The organism is Ruegeria sp. F11 (assembly GCF_056533855.1).
Window position 1 is genome coordinate 93,890 of sequence record NZ_JBQFOW010000001.1, and the last position, 24,297, is coordinate 118,186.

The 24,297-nt window shown below is 59.4% G+C and carries 26 protein-coding genes and 1 pseudogene; 14 read left to right on the forward strand and 13 right to left on the reverse strand.

The window, feature by feature from the left end; genetic code table 11:
• Window positions 1-83: 83 nt before the first annotated feature.
• The 3 genes from ACR0NJ_RS00465 to ACR0NJ_RS00475 all read left to right on the forward strand — a co-directional run bounded on the left by ACR0NJ_RS00465 (window position 84) and on the right by ACR0NJ_RS00475 (window position 3,150).
• Entirely contained in the window at window positions 84-737 is a 654-nt protein-coding gene (locus ACR0NJ_RS00465; RefSeq protein ID WP_480815171.1) for a protein-L-isoaspartate O-methyltransferase family protein, read from the forward strand.
• A 95-nt stretch (window positions 738-832) separates the two neighbouring features.
• Complete coding sequence (locus tag ACR0NJ_RS00470) at window positions 833-2,251, forward strand: TolC family outer membrane protein (protein ID WP_480815172.1); 1,419 nt, start codon at window positions 833-835, stop codon at window positions 2,249-2,251.
• Window positions 2,252-2,325: 74 nt separating this feature from the next.
• Window positions 2,326-3,150 (forward strand): hypothetical protein, encoded by an 825-nt coding sequence (locus ACR0NJ_RS00475; protein WP_480815173.1) that lies wholly within the window; start codon window positions 2,326-2,328, stop codon window positions 3,148-3,150.
• Between the two features lie 3 nt (window positions 3,151-3,153).
• On the opposite strand, the gene ACR0NJ_RS00480 is transcribed toward ACR0NJ_RS00475, so the two are convergent.
• Window positions 3,154-4,608: a cobyric acid synthase gene (locus ACR0NJ_RS00480; protein WP_480815174.1), complete on the reverse strand. Its 1,455-nt coding sequence runs from the start codon at window positions 4,606-4,608 to the stop codon at window positions 3,154-3,156.
• A 61-nt stretch (window positions 4,609-4,669) separates the two neighbouring features.
• Between ACR0NJ_RS00480 and ACR0NJ_RS00485 the strand changes: the two genes are divergently transcribed.
• A complete protein-coding gene (locus ACR0NJ_RS00485; protein ID WP_480815175.1) occupies window positions 4,670-5,239 on the forward strand; it encodes a cobalamin biosynthesis protein CobQ in 570 nt (189 codons plus the stop codon).
• 67 nt (window positions 5,240-5,306) lie between these two features.
• On the opposite strand, the gene ACR0NJ_RS00490 is transcribed toward ACR0NJ_RS00485, so the two are convergent.
• Window positions 5,307-5,627, reverse strand: coding sequence for a DUF6280 family protein (locus tag ACR0NJ_RS00490; protein ID WP_037310273.1), 321 nt, complete (start codon window positions 5,625-5,627; stop codon window positions 5,307-5,309).
• A 218-nt stretch (window positions 5,628-5,845) separates the two neighbouring features.
• Between ACR0NJ_RS00490 and efp the strand changes: the two genes are divergently transcribed.
• Window positions 5,846-6,409, forward strand: a complete 564-nt coding sequence (gene efp, locus ACR0NJ_RS00495) for an elongation factor P (protein WP_480815176.1) — start codon at window positions 5,846-5,848, stop codon at window positions 6,407-6,409.
• A gap of 46 nt (window positions 6,410-6,455) precedes the next feature.
• Here the strand turns inward: efp and ACR0NJ_RS00500 are convergent, their stop codons facing one another.
• Both ACR0NJ_RS00500 and ygfZ read right to left on the reverse strand, forming a co-directional pair.
• Window positions 6,456-7,403, reverse strand: coding sequence for an ABC transporter transmembrane domain-containing protein (locus ACR0NJ_RS00500; RefSeq protein WP_480815177.1), 948 nt, complete (start codon window positions 7,401-7,403; stop codon window positions 6,456-6,458).
• Window positions 7,404-7,506: 103 nt separating this feature from the next.
• Entirely contained in the window at window positions 7,507-8,244 is a 738-nt protein-coding gene (gene ygfZ, locus ACR0NJ_RS00505) for a CAF17-like 4Fe-4S cluster assembly/insertion protein YgfZ (protein ID WP_480815178.1), read from the reverse strand.
• A 73-nt stretch (window positions 8,245-8,317) separates the two neighbouring features.
• Here ygfZ and ACR0NJ_RS00510 point away from each other — a divergent pair, with 73 nt between their 5' ends.
• Window positions 8,318-8,992: a TIGR04283 family arsenosugar biosynthesis glycosyltransferase gene (locus ACR0NJ_RS00510; RefSeq protein ID WP_480815179.1), complete on the forward strand. Its 675-nt coding sequence runs from the start codon at window positions 8,318-8,320 to the stop codon at window positions 8,990-8,992.
• A gap of 10 nt (window positions 8,993-9,002) precedes the next feature.
• Here the strand turns inward: ACR0NJ_RS00510 and ACR0NJ_RS00515 are convergent.
• A pseudogene (locus ACR0NJ_RS00515) lies at window positions 9,003-9,758 on the reverse strand (hypothetical protein); the annotation flags it as partial.
• Between the two features lie 105 nt (window positions 9,759-9,863).
• On the opposite strand from ACR0NJ_RS00515, the gene ACR0NJ_RS00520 reads away from it, so the two are divergent.
• Entirely contained in the window at window positions 9,864-10,634 is a 771-nt protein-coding gene (locus ACR0NJ_RS00520) for an alpha/beta hydrolase (protein ID WP_480815180.1), read from the forward strand.
• 12 nt (window positions 10,635-10,646) lie between these two features.
• On the opposite strand, the gene ACR0NJ_RS00525 is transcribed toward ACR0NJ_RS00520, so the two are convergent.
• The 3 genes from ACR0NJ_RS00525 to ACR0NJ_RS00535 form a co-directional block, all read right to left on the reverse strand.
• Entirely contained in the window at window positions 10,647-10,928 is a 282-nt protein-coding gene (locus ACR0NJ_RS00525; RefSeq protein WP_480815181.1) for a hypothetical protein, read from the reverse strand.
• Between the two features lie 1,132 nt (window positions 10,929-12,060).
• Window positions 12,061-14,019, reverse strand: a complete 1,959-nt coding sequence (parE, locus tag ACR0NJ_RS00530) for a DNA topoisomerase IV subunit B (RefSeq protein WP_480815182.1) — start codon at window positions 14,017-14,019, stop codon at window positions 12,061-12,063.
• A gap of 100 nt (window positions 14,020-14,119) precedes the next feature.
• Complete coding sequence (locus ACR0NJ_RS00535; RefSeq protein WP_480815183.1) at window positions 14,120-15,061, reverse strand: YHYH protein; 942 nt, start codon at window positions 15,059-15,061, stop codon at window positions 14,120-14,122.
• Between the two features lie 168 nt (window positions 15,062-15,229).
• Here ACR0NJ_RS00535 and ACR0NJ_RS00540 point away from each other — a divergent pair, with 168 nt between their 5' ends.
• The 3 genes from ACR0NJ_RS00540 (at window position 15,230) to ACR0NJ_RS00550 (ending at window position 18,408) form a co-directional block, all read left to right on the forward strand.
• Window positions 15,230-15,838 carry a carboxymuconolactone decarboxylase family protein gene (locus ACR0NJ_RS00540; RefSeq protein ID WP_480815184.1) on the forward strand — a complete coding sequence of 203 codons (609 nt, stop codon included), beginning with the start codon at window positions 15,230-15,232 and terminating at the stop codon, window positions 15,836-15,838.
• A gap of 166 nt (window positions 15,839-16,004) precedes the next feature.
• Window positions 16,005-16,928, forward strand: coding sequence for a polyphosphate kinase 2 (gene ppk2 / locus ACR0NJ_RS00545; protein ID WP_480815185.1), 924 nt, complete (start codon window positions 16,005-16,007; stop codon window positions 16,926-16,928).
• Between the two features lie 127 nt (window positions 16,929-17,055).
• Window positions 17,056-18,408, forward strand: a complete 1,353-nt coding sequence (locus ACR0NJ_RS00550) for an MATE family efflux transporter (protein ID WP_480815186.1) — start codon at window positions 17,056-17,058, stop codon at window positions 18,406-18,408.
• 2 nt (window positions 18,409-18,410) lie between these two features.
• On the opposite strand, the gene ACR0NJ_RS00555 is transcribed toward ACR0NJ_RS00550, so the two are convergent.
• Together ACR0NJ_RS00555 and ACR0NJ_RS00560 are read right to left on the reverse strand one after the other, a co-directional pair.
• The gene (locus ACR0NJ_RS00555; protein ID WP_480815187.1) at window positions 18,411-18,812 is read right to left on the reverse strand and encodes a hypothetical protein; all 402 of its coding nucleotides are present in this window, start codon (window positions 18,810-18,812) and stop codon (window positions 18,411-18,413) included.
• A 12-nt stretch (window positions 18,813-18,824) separates the two neighbouring features.
• Window positions 18,825-20,027, reverse strand: coding sequence for a pyridoxal phosphate-dependent aminotransferase (locus ACR0NJ_RS00560; protein ID WP_480815188.1), 1,203 nt, complete (start codon window positions 20,025-20,027; stop codon window positions 18,825-18,827).
• 92 nt (window positions 20,028-20,119) lie between these two features.
• Between ACR0NJ_RS00560 and ACR0NJ_RS00565 the strand changes: the two genes are divergently transcribed.
• From ACR0NJ_RS00565 to ACR0NJ_RS00575, 3 genes are all read left to right on the forward strand, one after another.
• Window positions 20,120-20,512: a helix-turn-helix domain-containing protein gene (locus tag ACR0NJ_RS00565; protein ID WP_480815189.1), complete on the forward strand. Its 393-nt coding sequence runs from the start codon at window positions 20,120-20,122 to the stop codon at window positions 20,510-20,512.
• On the forward strand, window positions 20,509-20,766 hold the full coding sequence (locus ACR0NJ_RS00570; RefSeq protein ID WP_480815190.1) for a succinate dehydrogenase assembly factor 2: 258 nt from the start codon (window positions 20,509-20,511) through the stop codon (window positions 20,764-20,766). Before ACR0NJ_RS00565 ends, ACR0NJ_RS00570 begins: the two co-directional genes overlap by 4 nt.
• Window positions 20,767-20,844: 78 nt before the next feature.
• On the forward strand, window positions 20,845-21,342 hold the full coding sequence (locus ACR0NJ_RS00575; RefSeq protein WP_480815191.1) for a MarR family winged helix-turn-helix transcriptional regulator: 498 nt from the start codon (window positions 20,845-20,847) through the stop codon (window positions 21,340-21,342).
• On the opposite strand, the gene ACR0NJ_RS00580 is transcribed toward ACR0NJ_RS00575, so the two are convergent.
• The 3 genes from ACR0NJ_RS00580 to ACR0NJ_RS00590 are packed head-to-tail and all read right to left on the reverse strand — an operon-like array spanning window position 21,343 to window position 23,176.
• On the reverse strand, window positions 21,343-22,053 hold the full coding sequence (locus tag ACR0NJ_RS00580; protein ID WP_480815192.1) for a DUF1194 domain-containing protein: 711 nt from the start codon (window positions 22,051-22,053) through the stop codon (window positions 21,343-21,345).
• On the reverse strand, window positions 22,050-22,751 hold the full coding sequence (locus ACR0NJ_RS00585) for a DUF1194 domain-containing protein (protein ID WP_480815193.1): 702 nt from the start codon (window positions 22,749-22,751) through the stop codon (window positions 22,050-22,052). Before ACR0NJ_RS00585 ends, ACR0NJ_RS00580 begins: the two co-directional genes overlap by 4 nt.
• Window positions 22,748-23,176: a VOC family protein gene (locus ACR0NJ_RS00590; RefSeq protein WP_480815194.1), complete on the reverse strand. Its 429-nt coding sequence runs from the start codon at window positions 23,174-23,176 to the stop codon at window positions 22,748-22,750. The genes ACR0NJ_RS00585 and ACR0NJ_RS00590 overlap by 4 nt, the downstream gene beginning before the upstream one ends.
• A gap of 177 nt (window positions 23,177-23,353) precedes the next feature.
• Between ACR0NJ_RS00590 and thyX the strand changes: the two genes are divergently transcribed.
• The gene (gene thyX / locus ACR0NJ_RS00595; RefSeq protein ID WP_480815195.1) at window positions 23,354-24,265 is read left to right on the forward strand and encodes an FAD-dependent thymidylate synthase; all 912 of its coding nucleotides are present in this window, start codon (window positions 23,354-23,356) and stop codon (window positions 24,263-24,265) included.
• The last annotated feature ends 32 nt before the right edge of the window (window positions 24,266-24,297 follow it).

A 24,297-nucleotide genomic window follows, 5' to 3' on the forward strand; every position in this document is an offset into this window, starting at 1 on the left:
TCGGTTGCGGCATCTGGGCCGTTGCCGGTGCTCAAGGGATGTGGCACAAGCCAGATAATCAAGGGCTCAAGACGAGAGATCACATGACAGATTTCGCCACCCGGCGCCGCACGATGGTTGACACGCAGGTTCGGCCCTCGGACGTCACAAAATTTCCGATCATCGACGCTATGCTGAATGTGCCGCGCGAGAGCTTTGTGCCCGCGTCACAGCGTGAGGCGTCTTATGCCGATGGCTTGATCGACCTGGGAAACGGGCGCTGCATGCTTGAGCCGCGGACGCTGGCTAAGATGCTGGATCTGCTGAATATCTCTGGTGACGAAGCGGTGTTGGATATTGGTTTGGCGCTTGGCTATTCCACTGCTGTTGCGGCGCGTATGGCCGAGTTGGTTGTGGGTGTCGAGGAAGACGAAACCCTTGCGTCCGAGGCGCAAAGCCTGCTCAGTGACGTGAATGCCGACAATGCGATTGTCCATGTGGGACCTCTGGCGCAGGGTGCGGCTGAACATGGGCCGTATGACGTGATCATGATCCAGGGGGGCGTCGAGGAAGTACCGGACGATCTGCTGGGCCAGCTCAAGGATCATGGCCGCATTGTTTGCCTGTTTATCGAAGGCAATCTGGGAACCGTCCGGATCGGCCGCAAGTCCGGCGAACGGGTTAGTTGGCGAGATGCCTTTAACGCCAGCGCACCGGTTTTAGAAAGTTTTTCCGCAAAGTGTGCATTTTCGCTATAGTTGTTTGACAGATATTTTTGCCGCCTTGATTAGTTGAAAACAAAGACGCAAACTGCCGGAGAGGCAGCGTTATTTCGATTTGAGAGGATTTGGATATGCGTGGTACGGCGACAGGTAAGCTGGTCAGGGCGTTGGCTTTGACCGCTGGCATTGCCATCAGCGTGGTTCCCGGACGTGCAGCATGGGCGGACAATATTACAGATGCGTTCATCGGCGCGTATAACACCAGCGGCCTGCTGGAACAGAACCGGGCCCTGTTGCGTGCAGCGGATGAAGATGTGGCGATTGCTCTTTCGGCCCTTCGCCCGATCATCAACTGGACGGTTGATATCAGCCAGGAATACACAAGAACACGCACCGGAACGACGGTAACGACGACCAACCCGGCCCGGTTCTTCACCGGGCTGACTCTGACCCAGCTGATCTATGACGGCGGCGCGTCGGTGTTGGGCAAGCAATCTGCGCAGGAGACTGTTCTGTCGACCCGGCAAACGCTGATCGACATCGAACAACAGATTCTGTTCCGCGCGGCGACCGCGTATCTGAGCGTGCTTCTACAGGAAGAAACGGTTCAGATTCGCCTGAACAACGTGGACGTATCCAGCGAGGAACTGCGCGCCTCGAACGATCGGTTCGAAGTGGGTGAGGTGACGCGAACAGACGTTGCCCTCTCCGAGGCGCAATTGGCCAGTTCGCGTGCGGATCTGGCGGATGCGCGCGGTGATCTCAGCACCGCGCAGGCCGAATATGTGAACGCGGTCGGCAAGTCCCCGGGCCGGACGGCCGGTCAGCCGGGCCTGCCCAATCTGCCCCGCTCGCAGTCCGAGGCGGTTAGCCTGGCGCAGCGCAACCATCCGGCCATCCTGTCGGCCCAGCACCAGGTGCGGGCCTTGGACCTGATCGTACAGCAGCAACGCGCCAATCTTGGCCCGAACGTTAGCTTTGGGGCGAATGCCGGTGTGCGGGAAAACTTTGACGATGACGATTACCAGAACACGGCAGGCGTTGCGCTGACGCTCAATCAGTCGATTTACGCCGGTGGCCGTCTGGCAGCCGAGGTGCGCCGGGCCATGGCGACCCGTGATGCATCCCGCGCCAACCTGTTGAACGTGCAAAAGGACATCACGCAAGGTGTCGCCGATGCCTTCGCCCGCTTTGACTCTGCAACCGCCAGCCTGACAGCCTCGACCGAACGGGTGCGGGCATCGCAGGTCGCGTTTGACGGGATTCGCGAGGAGGCCACCTTGGGTGCCCGGACCACGCTTGACGTTCTGAACGCCCAGCAGGATTTGCTGGATGCGCAATTGGCCGAAGTCGCCTCGCGCACGGAACGGTCGCTGGCAGCCTATCAGTTGCTGCAGGCGCAGGGGCTGCTGACTGCGGAACGTCTGGGCCTTGCGGTGCAAATCTATGATCCGACACTGTATTACAATTTGGTCAAGAAAGCGCCGGCACGCGTCAGCAAGCAGAGCAAGGATCTGGATCGGGTCCTCAAAGCATTGCGGCGGGACTAAGGGGCGATACTACCTGTTGTGAGGTCTGCATTGTTTGGCTACACTCAATCCCGAGGATAGAGCGGTAGAGAACAATGACGGATAATGTCGTAAAAGCCGGTATCGAAGATGTCCTGTCTTCGGTGAAACGTCTTGTCAGCGAAGAAGCCCGGAAAGAGCCGGGATCGGACCCGAAAGCTACCGCGCGCAAGCCCGGGCGGCTGGTTTTGACGGATGCCCTGCGCATTGGCAAATCTCCGAAAGGGGATGCGGCACCGCTGAAGCTTGAACCGGAATACAGCGCCGAGAAATCGGCGAAGCCGATGCTGTTGCGGACCTGCGATATTGTTCGTGCGGGCACTCCGGCCAATCGGGATGACAAGGCTCCAGCGGTTGCTGAGAACCCTGTGACGGAAAGCGAACCGGCGGCCTCGCAAGACAATCCGACAGTCAGCCTGAGCGCCAAGATCGAAGCGCTCGAGGCTGCGATCGCCCGAACCGAGGATCAGTGGGAACCCGATGGCGACAGCGATGACGCCTATTCCGGTACGCCTGTTCAGTCCTTGCCGTGGAACGCGGAAAAAGGCTTTGCCGCTGAGAAGCCGGAAACACAGGATGAGCCAGAGTCATTCGTCTTTGTAAAAGAACCTGAGGCCGCGGCGACCTTCGTCCGAAGTTCAACAGTCTCAGCGCCCGAACCGGAACAGGTCGAGCGGGAAACGCCTGAGTCGGCAATCGACCCGGCGGAAGAGGCTGAAGCTCAGGCCTTACCCATTGATGAAGATGCCCTGCGCGAATTGATCGCGGATGTCGTCCGGCAGGAATTGCAGGGCGCGCTGGGCGAGCGCATCACCCGAAACGTCCGCAAAATGGTGCGGCGCGAAATTCATCGCGCTCTGGCCGCGCAGGACTTGGAGTAAGGCCTAGCGCCGGGGCGTCTGCGCCAGTTTCAGCAACTGATCCAGATCCATGTGCTGTTCCAGATGGTCGGCCAGAGCGTCCAGCGTTTGTTCGACCCCGTCCTCATAGGCGTTGTCCGACGTGACCCCCAGCTTTGACAGATAGCTGGCGCGGAAGGCGTCTGACGAAAAGATACCGTGCAGGTAGCTGCCCAGAATGCGACCGTTCGGGCTGGCCGCACCTTCGGGGCGGCCCTCGACCTCAAGCCACGCACGGGTGCAGTCGGGGCCCTCGGTTCGTCCCATGTGGATTTCATAGCCGCTGACAGGTTCTCCGCCGGGTATGGCGCGGGCCTCGGTCAGCGTGACCTGCTTTTTGCCCGCCATGACCGTGTCCACGTCCAGCAGGCCCAAGCCTTCGACTTTGCCGGGGCGACCGTCGACCCCGTGCGGGTCCGAGATGGTTTTGCCCAGCATCTGATAGCCGCCGCACAGGCCCAGAACATGCCCGCCCCGGCGCAAATGGGCATAGAGGTCAATCTCCCACCCCTGCGCCCGGAAATAGGCCAGATCGCCAATGGTGGACTTGCTGCCGGGCAGCAACACAAGGTCCGCATCGCCGGGCAGGGGGCGGCCTGCGGGGATGATTTCAACGCTAAGGCCGGGTTCCGCAGACAGTGGGTCCAGATCGTCGAAATTGGCCATACGTTCAAGCTGAGGGACAACTACCTTGCAGGCACCGCCCGTATGGGATCGGATATCCATCATATCTTCGGCGGGCAGCTTCCAGGCGTCATGGAACCACGGCACGACCCCTAGGCAAGGCCAGCCAGTGCGGGTAGCGATATCATCGCGCCCGTCATCGAACAGGGATACGTCGCCTTTGAAGCGGTTGACCGCAAAGCCCCGGATCAGTGACAGGTCATCTGCGTCCAGCACGGCCTGCGTGCCCACGATCTGCGCGATCACGCCGCCGCGATGAATGTCACCGACCAGAACCACGGGAATTTCAGCGGCACAGGCAAAGCCCATATTGGCGATGTCGCCCTTGCGCAGGTTAGTCTCGGCCGGGCTGCCCGCGCCTTCGATCAGCACAAGATCGGCATCGCTGCACAAGCGATCAAAGCTTTCCAGCGCCGCGCCCAGCAGTTTGGATTTGTCCTTTCGGTAGTCGCCCGCCTTCATCGTACCCGCGCGCTGGCCCTGCACGATGATCTGCGCGCCGGTATCGGTTTCAGGCTTCAGCAGGATAGGGTTCATATCCGTATGCGTCGGACGCTTGGCCGCGCGCGCCTGCAGCGCCTGCGCGCGCCCGATCTCACCCCCGTTTTCGGTCACGGCGGCATTGTTGGACATGTTCTGGGGCTTGAACGGAGCCACCCTGAGCCCCCGCCGCGTATAGGCCCGCGCCAGCCCGGCCACCAGAACCGATTTCCCGACATTGCTGCCGGTGCCCTGAATCATGATGGCGCGAACCATGGCCGTCTCCTATACGTTGAGGCGCAGATGACCTGATTTGGCCGAAAAGGGAAAGCCCCGGATGAACACGCCCGCTCATCTTTTGATCGGTGCCGCCGTTTTCGCGCGCCCTGCAAGGGGGGCAACCCTGTGGGCCGCGCTGCTGGGTTCGCTTTTGCCCGATCTGTCATTGTATCTGATGGCCGGGACGTCGCTTTACGTTCTGGGCATCCCACCGCAGGTGGTTTTCGACCAGCTTTATTTCTCAACCGCATGGCAAACGGTCTTTGCCATCGACAACTCGTTCATCCTTTGGGGGCTGGCCCTTGCGCTCGGCCTCTGGCGCGGGTGGAGGTTTCTGACGGTCGCGGCAAGCGCAGGTTTGCTGCACCTTGCATTGGATTTCTTCCTGCACGCAGGGGATGGCAGGCCGCAGTTCTGGCCGCTCAGTTCATGGGTCTTTCACAGCCCGGTCAGCTATTGGGACAGCTCCCATCATGCCCTGTGGGTCGCGCCGGTTTCGGCTGCGGCCTGTTTGGCGGCCTACGTTGTTTTGTGGCGGCGGGGGGCACCCGTCTGGGCCAAGCTGCTCTTTACGCTCATGCTGGCTGCCGAAATCTGGGTGGCCCGGCAGTGGCTGCTATTCTTCTGAGGTTAGGGTAAAAGAAAAACGCGCTCCGGTTATGGGAGCGCGCTTTTTCATCAGAATACGCCGTGGATCAGGCGGCTTCTGCCTGCTGAGCAGCGTTACGACGCTCGCTTTCTTCGCGCGACAGCGCGACCGAGGTGCGCACGCCACGGCCAACGAACTCCATCAGTCCGCTAACAACCCGTTCGTTCGGGTCGATACCGGCGCAGGACAGCACCTCGCGCCCATCGCGCGAGCGGGCCCAGCGGGCGATTTGTTCGGGGCCATTGCCGTACTTCTTGTCATCGGCGATGGCGTCATCCAGAGCAGCCAGCACAACGGCCGCGAAAAGTTTGCGTGCACGATTGCCTTGCTCGTTGTTAAAGGCAGTGCCGTCAACGAAATCTCTCATCTCGTCTTCCTTGTTGTTCTTGCTCTTGCATTTTCGGCGTGACGGTCCTTATGACCTATTAGGTGCGATTCGGATACACCTAAAATGCATATCTACGTTGCGTCATTTGCATGGCTTGCTGCAAGTGCAGCACTAGGTCTCGTTGTCTTGTCAGGTGTGGTCCCGCCAGATATAGGGACGGCAACTGACGCATCAACCGTTTGTGAAGGATTTATGTCATGCCCAAGATAAATGGGAACGAAATTCGCCCCGGCAATGTGCTTGAGCATAATGACGGGCTGTGGGCCGCTGTCAAAGTCGATCACGTAAAGCCCGGTAAAGGCGGTGCTTTTGCGCAAGTCGAGCTGCGCAACCTGCGCAACGGGTCCAAGCTGAACGAACGTTTCCGGTCGGCGGATAAGGTCGAACGTGTGCGTCTGGAACAGAAAGATCAGCAGTTCCTCTACGAATCTGACGGCATGCTGGTGTTCATGGATACCGAGACCTATGAGCAGATCGAACTGCCCGCCGATCTGCTGGGTGAACGCCGCCCGTTTCTGCAGGACGGCATGACTATTGTGGTCGAGTTCTACGAATCCGAGGCGCTGAACGCGACGCTGCCGCAGAAAGTCACCTGCAAGATCGTCGAGACCGAGCCGGTGGTCAAAGGTCAGACCGCTGCGAACTCGTTCAAGCCCGCGGTTTTGGACAACGGCGTCAAGGTGATGGTGCCGCCGTTCATCGGTCAGGATGAGATGATCGTGGTGAACACCGAGACCATGGAGTATTCCGAACGCGCGTAACGTTTGGCGATTTCAGGAGAATGACCGTGTCAGCAGGGCTGCGCGGTCATTTTTTATGTCTGGTGTATTTGCGATATCGCGCGGGATCGGGGCCAAACAGGCCGCGCATCAGGTCGAACTTGATCCGGTTGGCGCTGACTTGCCGGTAAAAGGCGATCAGAAAGGCTGTTGGCCCTTGTATCCGCGCAAGCCCGCTGGTGGCCGCCACCACGGTGCCCACATCGGTACGCCCCTGCAGAACCAACCAGCCGCCCAGCATCAGAACGCCAACCATTCCGGCCCCGTTAATCGCGCTGAGCAGGAATTTGGTGGACAGCTTCCAGACAAACATCCGACGCCGTGTCTCAAAGATGTCATCGAATTTAGCCTCGACATCCGCGACGGTGTTTTCGATGTCCTCGGTCGTCAGCGTGTCAGTGGCGCTGCGCAAGATATGGACCCGCTCGGCGACAAAGACGTTCACCTTGCGCTGCGAGACCAGAACGATGACGATCTGCGGCGCGATCATCGACAGGGCGATCAGGCCCAGCCCCGGTTGTGTTGAGGTGATGAAGCCGATGACGGTGATCAGGGTGCCGATCTGAACCACCGGGTCAGAAAAGGCTCCGCCCGCGAACTTGCCCAATTCCTCTGCCTCGGCCGAGATTGCAGTGGTCATGGTGCCCTTGCGGACGGTTTCACCGGTTTGACCCATATCGGCCGAACGGGCCAGCAGCCGCAGGCGTATCATCCGGATCAGATCCTCACCCAACGTGCCCGCGCGGTAGCCCAACAGCCACTTGAGCGCGAGGCTCAGCAGAACCACGGCCAACATTCCCGCGCCCAGCAAAAACAGGCGGTTTGTGTCAATATCGTCTGATGTCAGCTGGTTGATGATATTGCGCTGAAACTCCAGCGGCGCGGCAGCCAACCCCGCCACGGCCAGCGACAGTAGGATCAGGATGATCTGACGCCCGGCGCTGGCGCGCCAGATGGCGGCGTATAACTGAAACATGCAGGCACCCGTGTTGATCGTTTGCCTGCACTGTGACAGGACCGCTGGCACGGTTCAAATAGTCGCTGAATATCCGGTGTGCCGCGCGCGCAACAAACGGCGCCTAACCTGACAGCGTGATCCTGGCGTCGTCGGCCTGCATCTCGTCCCCGGCGCGGTCGAGGCGCAGATAGGCAATCGCCTGATCCCCGGACTGCGTGAACAACGTGCCCGCAGGTTTCCCGCCGGACAGGATTGCCGTTCCCACCGGGGCGCTGCCGTCGATATTCACCCGGCGCAGGCCTTTGCGCAACTCGGTCTTGTGCTTCATGCGGGCGGTGACTTCCTGACCGACATAGCAGCCTTTCTTGAAATCAACGCCATTCAGAACCTCGAACCCGGATTCCAGAATGTAGCTGTCGGGGGTCAGTTCGATCCCGCTTTCGGGGATGCAGTGGCGCACGCGGATTGCCTCCCAATCGGTGCCATCATCTCCTTCGGGCTCGGGGGCATACGCACGCCAGCCCAGATCGACATGGCGCGGATCGGGCAGGGCCCCGTCGGGCGCAGGACCGGTTCCCTGCTGCAGGTTCAGGTCGGTCGCCTCGATCGCGACTTCCGCGCGCAGCTTGTACATGCTGAGGCGCTTGAACAGCCCATCCGCCAGATCCTCGGCCACGTCCAGCAGGATCGCCTCTGCGTCCCGTTTCAGAAAGAAATCGGCCAGATACTTGCCCTGCGGCGTCAGCAACGCAGCATAGACCAGCCCGTTGTCCAGCCCGCGAATGTCATTGGTGATCAGGTCCTGCAAAAAGCTCTCGGCGTCCGAGCCGGTCAGGCGCAGAATGCGGCGGGTGGGCATGGCTTGGTCCTCGTCAATTGCTTGGGCACCGTGATATAGGAAGTCTCGCCGCCAAGACCAGAGGTTATCCGACGTGCCCGCGCCCATCAGCATCGTGATCCCGACCCTGAACGCGCAATCCGCCTTGCCCGATTGCCTGCAGGCGCTGATGGAGGGGTTGCACGCAGGTCTGATCCGCGAGCTTGTGATCAGCGATGGCGGATCAGCGGACCATACCCCCGAGATGGCCGAGGAAGCAGGGGCCGAATTCGTCACAGGCCCAGCATCCCGAGGCGGCCAACTGCGCCGGGGATGCGCGCAGGCCAAAGGCGATTGGCTGCTGATTGTGCACGCCGACACGGTGTTGCAGGAGGGGTGGACGAAAGTGGTCGCGGACCACCTGCAAACCGGCAAACCTGCTGCCTTTCGGCTGGCCTTCCACGCCAAGGGCTTCGCCCCGGCTTGGGTGGCCGGGTGGGCCAACCTGCGCAGCCGCATCTTCGGATTGCCCTACGGGGATCAGGGCCTGCTGTTGCCCCGCCACACCTATCTGGCCACAGGCGGATACCCCGACCAGCCGTTGATGGAGGATGTCGGGCTGGCCCGCAAACTGCCCCGCATCACCCTGTTGCCATCCCACGCGGTTACGAGTTCGGAACGGTACGAGAGGGCGGGCTGGTTTCGGCGCGGGGCGCGGAATCTGTGGACTCTGCTGCGCTACTTTCTTGGGGCCGACCCAAAGGCGCTGGCGCAGGCTTACCGGCGTTAAGCCGTGCGCCGCGCAGCTCGACCAGCGATTTGCCCAATCGGAACGGCGCGGCGAAGCTGACCAGACACAGGGCGATGATCTGCAGCACCAGAATATGGGCGTTGGCCTGCAGGTATTCCCATTCATCCTTCAGCTTGCTGACCTGGTCGATCAGATCGTCATATGCCTGCGCCAGGATCAGATAGTCGCCCGCAATCGCAGGTACCTTGCGGCGCATGTTGTCGATGGCGGCCTGTGTTGGCTCGTCCAGCGAGGTAAAGACCAGAAACTGATCGATGTCGAACGCGTCGGCCTTGGCGGCCATGCCCCGGATTTCCTCCATGTCATCTTTCGCCTGACGCCCGAACAGGAAGTGCAGACCCTGCAGTGGCGCGACCTCATTCGTGACCGCAATGAACAGGGGCAGATCGGCGTTGCTTGCGGTTGAGGCCGACAGGAACTCGACCTTTTCACACAAGACGGCGGTATCGGGGTCATAGGCCGGGTCGCAGAACCGCAACCGGAATCGCGCCGCGTCGCGGTCAAAGGCCAGTGTGGCGGCGTAGGCCACGTCAATCTGCCGGTCCAGCCGCGAACTGTCCGCCGAATACAGCCCCGCCAGAACCGCCACCAGCGCGCCGATACCGCCCAGCACGACCCAGACCAGATCGGCCACCTTCCACGCCCGGTGTCCCGCAGGTTTGCGGAACAGAAAACCGGTGCCCACCGATCCGATCAGAAAGAACAGAATCAGCAGAGGCAGTTGATTGTCCGTCACAAAACTCATGGCCTCAAGTGTAAGAAGTCCGATCCGTGACGCAACAGTGATCACGTTCAGTTGTAACCCGCTGCAGGATAGAGATACTGGGCCTGCGCAGAGGGAGAATGACCCATGACCAAAGAAATCGTTCTGATCCACGGGGCCTTTGCAGGGCCGTGGTGCATGCGGGACTATGCCGGGTTCTTTCGCGACCGCGGCTGGACGGTGCACACCCCCGCGCTGCGCTATCATGGCGGAGATCTAAGGGCCGAGCCCGATCCGGGCCTGACCGACACCAGCGTCAAGGACTACGCCGATGACATCGCCGATTTCGTGCAGGGGCTGGACAGCAAACCGGTGCTGCTGGGCCATGCCATCGCGGGCGTCGTCGCCCAGCAGGTGGCGTCTCGCGGGTTGGCCAGCGCCATCGTCCTGATCAACCCGAATGCGCCCTGGGGCACCTTGCCCGAAACCGACGACGAACGCGCCGTGCCGCGTGCGTTGATGGAGGGCGGGGCCTTCTGGAAACAGTCCATGCGCGTCGATTTCGATCTGATGGCCCCCTTTGCGTTGAACAAAATGCCCGAGGCGCAGCAGCACGAAGTGTTCGACCAACTCGGCCCGGAAAGCGGGCGGGCGATGTTTGAGATGTTCTTTTGGATGTTCGACGATCACCACGCGATGAAGGTGGATATCGACAAGGTAGACTGCCCGGTGCTGATCGTCTCAGGCACCGAGGACCGGGCCGTGAACCCCAACACCTGCCGCGCGCTGGCGAAGCTCTACGGGGACCGCGCGACCTTTCTGTCGGTCAAAAACCACGCGCATTTCCTGTTCATGGAGCCCGGCTGGGAAGGCCCCGCCGGGCAGATCTCCGGTTGGCTGGACGAAAAGCTGGGCTAAACCGGCCCGACGTCAGTTGTTGGTCGAAAACGTGCTTTGCGGTTTCCATTTGAGCGTATCGTCACTTTCGCGATGACAGCGCAACAGGCGTTCCTGCACCGTGCTGACCGTACTGGTGACGGTGTTGTCGCCCGTCAGCAAGACAAAGGCGTCCTCGGAATAGGCCAGACCTTCGTAATAGCAAAACCGCTTCTCCGCGCCGTCCGGAATGGGTGAGGCAAGGCTCAGCGTCTGCTGCGCTGCGGCTGCCGAGGCCAGCAGCGTCAGCGCCAGCCCGAGGGTTACTGTTTTCATATCGTCCTCCCGTTCGGAAATTGTCGTTCGAATTGGGTCTTGGACGCCCGGAACCTCAGATGTCGTTCTTGGATGACGGATTGAGGGTAAGTGTGAACGAGATCAACAGGTTAGGCAAGGGGGTGTTGGTGGGGATGTCCCTAGCGCACCCTCTTTAAACGCAAAGCACAGTGTAGGAATTAGCGCTCAAAGGACAAAAGGGGGTGTCGGTACAGCTAATAGTAAGGTGCCTACCGCTTGCGTGCCTGCCGCGTCGTCAATTTGCCAAAGTAAACAAACTAGGCTCTCAATGCAGGCTTATCGACCGCACTTTGAGCTCTTTGTGGGCGGCACCAATATAGCTTTTTTTACAAGCCAAATTTCCTTGTTCTTTTTTGCGTGTGATCTGCACAATGGAGCGAGCCAGTTCAGCTTGTCCCTTCTATCGTCGGCGCTTTTCACCAAGCAGGCTGCGGAAGGTTTTCCAGAGCACGAAACCGCAACACATTTTCTTGCCTGTGACTGGGTGGAATAGTGGCTCAGAGCATCTTTGCATCCACAGGTCGCTTTGTTGGAAACTCCAGTAACTATTACAACAAAGTTATCATTCTTGTTTACCGCTGAACCTTTCTTGCAATAGCTTTGTTTTTTCTCCAGAATCCATGTGCAATTCCCTTTAATGTAGAAAGGGTTGGTAAATCGACTTCTGTTGTGTGTTTCGCACATCGGCACAATATAAGACTGTCCAATCGGTCGACCTTCTGATGTCGCGCGTCTTATATGAGCGCCATCAACTGCATTTGAGTTACATCCAAGGTAGGAGCACTTCGCTCTCTTTGATTTGGCTCCTTTTTTCCAGTGATCCAATCGGCTTTCGCAGCCGCAACTTGGCAGTTTTCCAGAACCTTGGTGATGAACAACAGGCCAAAGTTCGGGGTCAAACTTTTGTTCTCCTCTCATTCCGTATTTTATATGTCGTGGCATTTTGGTTTTTCGAAAACCCTTTTGGTCACGAGAACAATAGCTTCGCAAATAAAAAATAAAATTAACGCTAACATATATGTCAATTGAACGCAAACTTCATCAGTTAGACTGCAACAGAAGAGTACTTTAGGTTTCAATAAACCTATCTATTCCAGTCTGAACCTCTTCCTCAAACATCCAACTCTTCTACAAACCGCGCGTTCTCCTGAATGTATTGGAACCGCAGTTCGGGCTTCTTGCCCATCAGGCGCTCGACGAGGTCTCCGGTTTCGCCGGGTTCGTCCTCGTCAATCGTGACGCGGATCAGTTTGCGGGAGGCGGGGTCCATTGTGGTCTCTTTCAGGTCCTTGGCGTCCATCTCGCCCAGACCCTTGAAGCGCGAGACGTCGATTTTGCCTTTGCCGCCCAGACCTTTTTCCAGCCATTCGTCACGCTCGGCCTCGTCCAGGCAATAGACGCGTTTGGCGCCTTGGGTCAGGCGGTAGAGGGGCGGGCAGGCCAGATAGAGGTGACCCGCGTCGATCATAGGCCGCATCTGGGTGAAGAAGAACGTCATCAGCAGCGAGGCGATATGCGCGCCGTCCACATCGGCGTCGGTCATGATGATGATCTTGTCATAGCGCAGGTCGTCGACGTTGAACTTGGTGCCAAGCCCCACGCCCAAAGCCTGCGTCAGGTCGTTGATCTCGGCATTGGTGCCCAGTTTCGAACTGGCCGCGCCCAGCACGTTCAGGATTTTGCCGCGCAGGGGCAGCAGGGCCTGGGTTTTGCGGTCGCGACCCATTTTGGCGGAACCGCCCGCTGAATCACCTTCGACGATGAATAATTCGGTGCCGTCGCGTGTTGAACTTGAACAGTCCACCAGCTTGCCGGGAAGACGAAGTTTTTTAGTGGCGGACTTGCGTTGTGTTTCTTTCTCGGCCCGTCGGCGCAGGCGTTCCTCGGCCCTTAGGATGAGGAAATCCAAGATCGCGCCGGCGGATTTTGTGTCGGCGGCCAGCCAGTTGTCGAAATGGTCGCGGACCGAGTTTTCGACCAGCCGTTGTGCCTCGACCGTGGCGAGGCGGTCTTTGGTCTGGCCGACGAATTCGGGTTCGGAGATAAAGCACGACACCAGCGCGCAGCCGCCGGTGATCAGGTCGTCGCGGGTGATTTGACCGGCTTTTTTGTTGTTGATCAGCTCGCCATAGGCCTTGATGCCTTTGAGGACGGCGGCCCAGAAGCCTGCCACGTGGGTGCCGCCTTCGGGGGTGGGGACGGTGTTACAGTAGGATTGGATGAACCCGTCGCGCGAGGGCGTCCAGTTGATCGCCCATTCGACCTTGCCGGGGGTGCCGAATTTTTCGTTGAAATCCACGGTTCCGGCAAAGGGTTGCTCGGCATAGGTGGAGGAGCCGTTCATCGTTTCTTTGAGGTAATCGCTGAGGCCACCGGGGAAGTGGAACGTGGCCTCGGTCGGGGTTTCCCCGTCGTCGATATGGGATTTCCAGCGAATCTCGACGCCCGAGAACAGGTAGGCTTTGGAGCGGATGGATTTGAACAGGCGGGCCGGTTTGAACTTGTGGTGGCCGAAGATTTCGGCATCGGCGTGGAAGGTCACGGTGGTGCCGCGCCGGTTGGGGGCCGCGCCGATCTTTTCCACGGGGCCCAGAGGGATGCCGCGCGAGAAGCGTTGTTCGAACAGCGTCTTGTCGCGCGCCACTTGCACGACCATCGAATCCGACAGGGCGTTGACCACGGACGCGCCCACACCGTGTAGACCGCCCGAGGTCTGGTAGGCTTTTCCTGAGAATTTGCCGCCCGCGTGCAGAGTGCACAAGATGACCTCCAACGCGGATTTGTCCGGGAATTTGGGGTGCGGATCGATGGGAATGCCGCGCCCATTGTCGCGCACGGTCAGGGCGTAGTCTTCGTGCAGTTCGACCTCGATCCGGTTGGCATGGCCCGCGACCGCTTCGTCCATCGAGTTGTCGAGGATTTCGGCGACCATATGGTGCAAAGCGCGCTCATCCGTGCCGCCGATGTACATGCCGGGGCGTTTGCGGACCGGTTCCAGACCTTCGAGCACCTCAATGGACGAGGCGTCATAGGCGGTCGTGTTTTCGGGCGTCAAAAGATCGTCGGGCATGGGTGCTGCTCTTGTTTTCAAGTTTTCCCCATTATGGCAGGTGATGTGGTCCGGGGGAAGAGGGGCGCGAGGTGTTGTGCTCCTCTTTGACCGGAAACGATCACTTTCTGAAAGACGGATCGGGAGTGCCGACGTAACAATTCATGATCCAGGGATAGGTCGTGGTGACGTAGTAGCCGTATTGGCCGTCAACGGTCATGCCGTTGCATTCATCCAAGTCTCCTTTGCCAGTAAACGTGTAGTCCTCAATATACGTGCCGTCGGGCATCCCGCCCGGGCCGTTTGGCGGGGCGGGGCGCTCTTGCGTTTTCAACTCGTACCCCGAGGTCGCGGCCCGGATCGTGCCATCAGCATCTTTGAAGATGGTTCCGAAGATCGGAAACCCGTCCGATGCGAAGCCGATCACGGGTGAGGGCTCGGTGACTTCGCGGTCGACAAACAGCGCGTTTGGGTTCGAGTGATAGTGATACCGGCCATCGGGCTGGGTATGGGCATTGTGCAAATCCACACCGAAATACTTGTCGTATGAGGGCGGGTCGATCAACCACGGGTCCCGGACCGTGCAACCGGCCAACACATTGCCGTTGTTGTCCGCGCGCGGCCCGTCCGGGCGGTAGCACCCGGCAGACAGCAAATCGACCGGCACGCCGTTGAACAGGACCGCGTTGTATGCCCGTTGTCCCAAAGGGGTTGGCTTTGCCGCTTTCTTTGGGTTTCGCGGTATTTGGAACTCGGAAATCAGAGGTCTGAAATCATTGGCGAAACGCGCGGTTGCCCCGTTGAAATCGTGGTTGGGGGTGCCGTTGGACGCAAGGGTGCAGGTTTCCTCGTCAGCCACGATTTTGACCTGAGCCCAATAGGTCGTTGATTTTTGGATGTCTTCGACTGTGGCAGAGTACGCGCCCACGTAGTCCGCGCAGTCTCCGGATCTGTTGGTGAATATTTTGTTTGTGATGTCGGTTCCGGCAACCTCTTGCGCAAGGGCAGAGAGTGGCAGGAGCGTTGTCAGGCCGGACAGTTTTATCAGTCTTGCGAATGTCATAGCTGTTAACCAATCGCTTTTTGGGGGTACGGGCAGCGTAGACGAGCCGATGTACTTATCAAGGGCTACTCAACGGCAGAATGGGCGGTTGTGTAATTTCATTGCTTGCACAATGACTTGCGCTGCAACAGCTTAAGACCAGAAACACGACTATCAAAAAGGGCGATCATGAGCTGGATCAAAACCATTCCCTTCGACCAGGCCACCGGCAAGCTGAAGAAGCTGTACGAGCGGGTGACTGGCCCCGACAACAATGTGGACAACATCATGATGGCGCATTCCCTGCGGCCGCATTCGATGGAAGGCCATATGGCGATATACAAGAACGTGCTGCACCATTCGGCCAATCAGGTTCCCAAGTGGTTTCTTGAGGTGCTTGGCGTCTGGGTCAGCTCGCTGAACCGTTGCGGGTATTGCGTCGAACATCATTTCAGTGGCTTACAACGGTTGTTGGGCGATGCCACGCGCGGGGACGAAATCCGTGCGGCAATTGAGGCGCGCGCGCCCGAGCAGGCCCCGTTGGACGCGGCGCAGATTGCGGCGATGCACTATGCGCGCAAGCTGACCGAGGCCCCGGCGGATTTGACGGAACAGGACGTGATCGCGCTGCGTGAAGCCGGGTGGGACGACGGCGAGATACTCGAGATCAATCAGGTCTGCGCGTATTTTTCCTATGCCAACCGGACGGTGCTGGGGTTGGGGTGTTCGACCGAGGGGGATGTGTTGGGCTTGTCGCCGAACAATTCGGATAATCCAGACGATTGGGGACATCGGTAGGGGCGAGGGGCCAGCCCCTCGCGCTCCCCGAAGTATTTTTGAACAGAAGAAGGGGTGGTCCGTAGATATTTTATCTGTACCAGACTCAGGTTTGATACCAATCAAAGCGCGTCTTGGCCTTTTCTGCTAGCCGTCACTGCGAACAGTGAACGCTAGGAGATTTTGCATGGACGCAGTTGCCAAGGTCGAAACAAAACCCCAGAAAATTACCGCTGAGCCGGTCGGCAAAACAGGGGCGGTTGCGCCCAATCTGGAAAAAATCCGGCAGGCTTTTGAAAGTGGCAAATACCCTTACGGGCGCAAAATGGCGCGCTCGGTTTACGAGGCCGAGAAAGCGCAGCTTCAGGCCGAGCTTTTGAAGGTTCAGCTATGGGCGCAAGAGACCGGGCAACGTTTTGTGCTGTTGTTCGAAGGACGCGATGCGGCCGGTAAGGGCGGCACGATCAAGCGTTTCATGGAGCATTTGAACCCGCGTCAGGCCCGTGTGGTTGCGCTGAACAAGCCGACCTGGGAAGAGAAGGGGCAGTGGTACTACCAGCGCTATGTGCAGCAACTGCCCACCGTGGGCGAGATGGTGTTCTATGACCGGTCCTGGTACAACCGCGCCGGGGTTGAGCGGGTGATGGGTTTCTGTTCACCCAACGAGTATCTGGAATTCATGCGGCAGACGCCCGAGTTGGAGCGGATGTTGGTGCGCTCGGGTATTCAGCTTTACAAGTATTGGTTCTCGGTCACGCAGGAAGAGCAGCAGCGTCGGTTCAAGAGCCGCGAAACCGATCCTTTGAAACAGTGGAAACTGTCTCCGATCGACAAGGCGAGCCTGAGCAAATGGGATGACTACACCGAAGCGAAGGAGGCGATGTTCTTCTATACCGACACCGCCGATGCGCCCTGGACCATCGTCAAATCCAATGACAAGAAACGCGCGCGCCTGAATTGCATGCGTCACTTCCTGTCGACGCTGGATTACCCGGACAAGGATCATAAAATCGTCGGCGAGCCCGATCCGTTGATCGTCGGGCAAGCGCATCATGTGATCCACCGCTCCGAACACATTCTAGGCACGGCCCTGCATCCGGAAGCGCGCTAGCTGGCGCAGCATCGTCATCACGCCGGGGAGCCCGGCGGGATGGCCGTTTGTCTCATATTGAAATTTTAGCGTTCCGCTCTTGTCCCGGCTTCGGCCCGCGCATATGGCTGGGGCGATGATGAAAGTGATGACATATCCCGCCCATGCGCGCGCGATTGCGGTGCTGGGCCTACCTCTGATCGGCGGGCATCTGGCGCAGTATGCGATCGGTCTGACCGACACCATCATGCTGGGCTGGTACGGGGTGGAGGCCTTGGCCGCGGTCACGCTGGCCAGCAGCTATTTCTTCGTGCTTTTTCTGTTTGGTGCGGGCTTCGGCTGGGCGGTGATGCCAATGGTGGCGACTGCCGCGGCAGAGGAAAACGAGACGAGCATTCGCCGGTCAACCCGCATGGGCCTGTGGTTGTCGCTGATCTATGCCGTCGTGGTCATGCCGCTATTGTGGTGGTCCTATCCGATCCTGATCGCCCTGAAGCAAGAGCCGCAAATTGCTGAAACCGCAGCACAATACCTGCGGGTGGCAGGTTGGGGACTGTTCCCGGCGCTGCTGGTGATGGTGTTGAAATCCTATCTGGCTGCGCTTGAGCGGACCCAGATCGTGCTGTGGATCACGGTTGTGGCCGCCGTGGTCAACGGGGTGACGAACTATGCGCTGATCTTTGGCAACTGGGGTGCGCCCGAGCTTGGCGTAATCGGTGCAGCCATCGCCTCGGTCCTGACGCAGGTCGTGTCGCTGGTGGCGGTTGTGATCTATGCGGTTAGGGCGCTGCCCGAGCACAGCCTGTTCCAACGCTTCTGGCGCGCGGATTGGGAGATGTTTTTTAGCGTCCTGCGCCTGGGCGTGCCCATCGGTCTGACAACGCTGGCCGAGGTTTCTTTGTTCGCAACCTCTGCCGTGATGATGGGCTGGCTGGGGCCGGTGCCCCTGGCGGCGCATGGGATCGCGCTGAACCTCGCGTCGGCGACGTTCATGGTGCATCTGGGCCTGTCGAATGTGGCCACCATCCGGGCGGGCAATGCGCTGGGTCGGCGGGACCGGGCGCATCTGGAAAAGGGGGCGATTGCGGTGACCGGGATGTCTCTGGTCATGTCGGTGCTGACGGTGATCCTGTTTCTGACCTGCGCCGAGCCTCTGATTTCGCTGTTCATGGAAAGCGACGATCCGCAGCGCCCGCAAATCCTGTTGATCGGAACCGGCCTGCTGGCCATGGCGGCGCTGTTCCAACTGGTGGACGGGGCGCAGGTGATTGCGCTGGGTCTGCTGCGCGGCCTGCAGGACGCCAAGATTCCGATGGTCATGGCGGCGCTCAGTTATTGGGCCGTGGGCATCCCGGCCTCGTATTACTTTGGATTTGTCCAGGGGATGGACGGGATCGGTGTGTGGACGGGGCTGGTGCTGGGGCTGGCCTGCGCGGCGGTGCTTCTGATGGCCCGCTTCTGGCTGCGATCTGTGCGGGAAATCGGCGTTCCGGCAGAATAAATCTAGTCCTTCTCCAGCCGGTCCGCCTTTTTCCGAACCAGCACCGAGCGCAGATCGTGCATCGCCATCAACAACCGGTCGGTCACATCCTCAAGCTGCTGATCCGACGCCTTTGACTGCGCCCACTGCGCGGTCAGGTTCAGGTAGTCAACAGCGCGGTGAATGTCGTCGATATCCCGCTGCGCCAGAAGCGTCTTGCGCGCGTCCATCCAGCGGGTGATCTCGGCCCTATCCGCCTCGGTCAGCGTGCGCTGGCCATGGGGTTTGACCTCGCCGTTGCGGATGTTGATCACCGCAATCTGGTCCATTTCGATGCGGCGAAACCGGTTCTCGGTGTCGATCCGGAACACAACGGCCCCGTTTTCGCGCACGCGGAAATAGTATTCGGGCAACTCGGTGGACATGTGCGGCTCCGGTCAGGTCAAGGCGGCGCAGAAGCGTTGGATACGGGTGCAGGCCTCTTTCAGCGCCTCGTCCGAGGTCGCATAGCTGACGCGGAAATTGGGCGACAGGCCGAAGGCTGCGCCGAACACCACGGCCACGTCGGCCTCTTCCAGCAGGGCGGTTGCAAAGGCTTCGTCGCTGTCGATGACGGTTCCGGCGGGGGTGGTTTTGCCGATCAGCCCGGCGATCGAGGGGTAGACGTAGAACGCGCCTTCCGGCGTGGGGCAGGTGATGCCGTCAATGGCGCTCAGCATGTCGACCACCAGATCGCGGCGACGTTTGAAGGTTTCGTTGTTCGGGGTCAGAAACGCCTGCGTACCATTCAGCGCCTCAACCGCGGCCCATTGGCTGACCGAGCAGGGGTTCGAGGTGGATTGCGACTGGATCTTGCGCATTGCGGCGATGATCTCGACCGGTCCCGCCGCGTAGCCGATGCGCCAGCCGGTCATGGCATAGGCTTTGGAGACGCCATTGCAGGTCAGCGTGCGGTCATAAAGCCCGGGCTCAATTTCAGCCGGTGTGTAGAACTGGAACCCGTCATAGGCGAGGTGTTCATACATATCGTCCGACATGATCCAGACATGGGGGTGGCGCATCAGGACATCCGTCAGCGCCTTCAGCTCTGCCGGGCTATAGCCCGCGCCGGTGGGGTTAGAGGGCGAGTTGAAGATGAACCACTTGGTCTTTGGCGTGATTGCGGCTTCCAACTGCTCGGGCGTCAGCTTGAAGCTGTTCTCCAGCGTGGTTTCCACGATGACCGGCGTGCCGCCCGCCAACAGCACCATATCGGGATAGCTGACCCAATAGGGCGCAGGGATGATCACCTCATCCCCCGCGTTCATCGTTGCCATCAGCGCGTTGTAGAGCGTCTGCTTGCCGCCGGTGCCGACCGAGATTTGCGCGGGCGTGTAATCCAGCCCGTGATCGCGCTTCATCTTGGCGCAGGCGGCCTGTTTCAACTCGGGGATACCGTCCGGCGCAGTGTATTTCGTCTTGCCAGCCGCGATGGCCGCCACTGCCGCATCCTTGATGTTCTGGGGCGTGTCGAAATCCGGCTCGCCTGCGCTGAGCCCGATAACATCGCGCCCAGCGGCCCGCAACTCGGCGGCTTTGGCCGTCATTGCAATGGTGGGCGACGGTTTAACGCGTGACAGTGTCGCAGACAGGAAACTCATGGTCGTCCTCGGTTTGAATGATCAACCTTTTCTGTCATAGGGTGCGCCCGAATGACGATCAAGAGATATGAGGCCGAGAAATGGAGACCCTGATGAGCAATGAAACCGACTGGTACGGTCCGGACTCAGCAACGTTCGGAGACCGGCTTGCGGGCGCGCGCGAGGCTGCGGGGATGACCCAATCCCAGATGGCCCGCCGACTGGGCGTTAAAAAGGCCACAATTGCCGCGTGGGAGGATGACCTGTCCGAGCCGCGCGCAAACCGCTTGTCGATGATGGCGGGGATGATCAACGTGTCGATCATGTGGTTACTGACCGGCGAAGGCGATGGAATGGATTCGCCGCAAGACACCGTTGAAGGCGATATCGATCTTGCCGATGCGGTTGCCGAATTGCGGGCGATCCGGGGCGAGATGCGGTCCAGCGCGGAACGCGCCGCGCGCCTTGAGAAAAAGCTGCGCGTGATGCAGGAGCAGGCAGTTTGACCGAAACACGCGACGTCCGTATCAAACGCATGAAAATGCGTTCGATGCGGCGTGGGATAAAAGAGATGGACCTGATCCTTTCCGCCTATGCGGATCGCAATCTGGACCATATGGATGCAGCCGGGCTGGATATGTATGACGCGCTGTTGCATGAAAACGATCAGGACCTGTATCAATGGGTCACGGGTCAGGTTCAGCCACCGGCCGTTTATGCCGATCTGATCGCGAATATCGGACAGACCTTTCAAAAATAACAGAAAATCCGGCTTAACCGATTATTGGTGAATTCGGTGCATCGTGTGTGAAACCGCGCGACTGAATCGGAGGGTCGGATGAGTATGGAAATGCAGGTCTCGGTGCCGGAAACCAAGGGGTTCATGACCAGCTATCTTGAGGCGCTGGCCCTTGTGGAACGGCTGCACCGGTTGCTGCTGGACGTCATCAAGGACGAATTCGAACGCGTCGGCGTGTTGGAAATCAACGCCGTGCAGGCGCTGCTGCTGTTCAACATTGGCGATCATGAGGTTACGGCGGGCGAGTTGAAAAGCCGTGGCTATTATCAGGGCAGCAATGTCAGCTACAACCTCAAGAAACTGGTCGAGATGGGGTATATGCACCATCAACGGTGCGAGATTGACCGACGCTCGGTCCGGGTGCGACTGACCCCGCGCGGGCGCGAGATACGCGATGTTGTGTCCGACCTGTTCTCGCGCCATGCCGAGGGGCTGCAGGGCCGGGGCGTTCTGGGGCTTGAAGGGATTGAGGATATCACCACCTCGCTGCGCAGGGTTGAGCGGTATTGGACAGATCAAATCCGTTACATCTACTGATCAGGGGCGCGCGTCTGACAGCACCAGACTGTCAAGCTCCCGGATTAGCTTAAGCACCATCGCGTCACCGTAGGCCTCGAAACCCAATGCAACCTCGACAAAGGCGTCGGGACCCAGAATGACCCACGCGTTGTAATAGGCGGACAACTCGCCCACCTGAACGTAGCGTCTATCGCCGTTGCGCGGATCGTCTGCCCCGATCACCAGACCGTTAATCGTTATATCTGTCGATCTGAGTTTGGATTTCACGTCGCGCGGATGCGGGCCCAGATTGTGCTTTCCGTCCCCCGACAAATCCAGCGTTCGTTTCCAGCACTCCGCCTGTTGCGCCAGCAGTTCAGCACCAAATGACATGGCCGCCCCGACGGCGGTTCCCTGCGGTGCCGCGCTGCGCCTGGTTTTCTTTAAGCCCGCCGTAATCTGCGACAGATCGGTGGCAGAACGGATCTCGGTCCAGTCCAGCAGTATCCTGTGATGCCCCGGTTCGCTCCACTCAAAGATCGCCAGGCGCACGGGGGTGGTAGAATTCGACAGGATCAGTTGGCTGACCTTTGGATGGCTCAAGGCTGACGCAAGGCCACCAAGCTGCAACTGGTATTCCCGAGCATCAACCGATCCGGACACGTCCAGTCCAAGCGCCAAGGCTTGACGGCACTGCGCCCCGGCGGGGCTGGCTGCTAAGCAAAGCATGGCCAGAACTCGCAGGATCATGGAGGGGATCCGTCCAGCGCTCCGATTTGCAATCCGCTCAACTCGCGTTCCAGCTTCTTGCGCATCGCGCGTTCGAAATCTTCGAACCCATAGGCAATTTCCAGAAACGCGCCGGGTCCGTGAAGGACATTGTTTTCGAAAAACGGGATCAGAAACAACTCCCCTTCAAAATCGGCGGCGTTGATCACCAGACCGTTCACAACCGTATTCTGAAATGGAAAGTGGCGGTAGGCGATCTGCGGTCCGTAGCCATCATTGTTTGTCCCGTCCCCGGACAGATCGATGGTCTGAAACAAGCATGGCGGGGCCTTTTGCATGAGCGAGGCGCCGAAGCTCAGCGCATAACCCATCGCAGTGGCAGATTCATTGTTGGACCGAACTGACTGACTGATCTGGTTAGCTGCGGCGTATAGATCGCCTGCGTTTTCAATCAGCCGCCAGTTCAGAATGACATGCTGATTGGTTTGCCCGCTCCACTCATAAACGGCCAATGCCACAGGCATGGGTGAGGAAAAGAAGGCCTCCTGAACCTCGGGCGCGATCAGGGCGGCGGCCAGTCCTTGTCGTTGCAGGGTGTCCTCGGTTGCATCCACCGAGACAGAGATATCCAGCGCAAGGGCCAGCGCCAGACGGCACGGCTCAGCGTTAACAGGGCTGGCCAGCGCGGCCAGGCCCAAAGCTATGATCGATCGGATCACCAGTGGCCGGTGCTCTCCATACTGGCCCAGGGTTCTGCCGGGGGCAGAGCATCCCCGTTCTGTAGCAGCTCAACCGAGATATTGTCGGGCGAGCGCACAAATGCCATGCGCCCGTCGCGCGGGGGACGGTTGATCACGATGCCATTGTCCTGAAGGTGCTGGCAGGTCTCGTAAATATTGTCGACGCCATAAGCAAGGTGGCCGAAATGACGACTGTCGCTGGGCAACCCGTCGTCGCCATCCCAGTTGTGGGTCAGTTCGATCGGCGCATCTTCTTGCCCCGGTGGGGCCATGAAGATCAGCGAAAAGCGGCCCTGTTCGCTGTCATACCGGCGCGTTTCCTGCAGGCCGAGCAGCTTGTAAAACGCCATGGATTTCTCCAGATCCTTCACCCGGATCATGGTGTGAAGATATGTCAGCCCCATCTCGGCTTCCTTTCGATGCTTATGGTTTAACGCAGCTTAGCGCGCGGACCTGATGTGTCGAGGGGGCAGAAGGAACACATTTTCAATATTGCCTGCATGGCCGTACATATGGCGGTTCCGGTGCTTGGGTTGTCGATATATAGTGGTCGGCGACTCATTGCTCGAAAGGAAAATTTCATGCCGCTGTCCGCCGATCAACTGGCCGAGGTCGAAGCGCAACGCGCGCAATCGCATCCAACACGTCGCGTCGTTGCAGAGGGCATGGAAGAGCGTCTTTACACAGCGCATCAGGTTCTGGACCACGGATTTGTCCGCGTGATCGACTATATGGGCGACGACGCCGCGATCTGTCAGGCGGCGCGCGTGTCCTATGGCAAAGGCACCAAATCGGTTCAGAATGACGAAGGGCTGATCCGCTATCTGATGCGTCATTGGCATTCGACCCCGTTTGAAATGTGCGAGGTGAAGCTGCACGTCAAACTGCCGGTCTTTGTAGCTCGTCAGTGGATCCGCCACCGCACGGCGAACGTGAATGAATACTCGGCGCGCTATTCGATTTTGGACCGCGAATTTTACATCCCCGCGCCCGAACATGTCGCCGCCCAGTCCGAGGTCAACAACCAGGGCCGCGGCTCTGCGCTAGAGGGGGCAGAAGCCGCGCGCGTGCTGGACATCCTCAAGGCCGACAGCGCGCGGTGCTATGACAACTACGAGAATATGATCAGCCAGGACGGCCAGCAGGGTCTGGCACGGGAACTGGCGCGGATGAACCTGCCTGCCAATATCTACACACAATGGTACTGGAAGGTGGATCTGCACAACCTGTTCCATTTCCTGCGCCTGCGCGCCGATCCGCATGCACAATATGAAATCCGGGTGTATGCGGAAGAGATGTGCAAGATCGTCGCCGACTGGGTGCCGTTTGCCTACAAAGCGTTCGAGGATTATCGTCTGGGCGCCGTGAACCTGTCTGCGCAGATGGTCGACAGCCTGCGCCGGATGCTGGCAGGAGAGGCGGTCACGCAGGAGAACTCCGGCATGACAGCGCGTGAATGGCGTGAGTTCGAAGCGATTATCCGCGAAGGTTGAACTGCAGGCGCATCGTCACAACACGCCATACA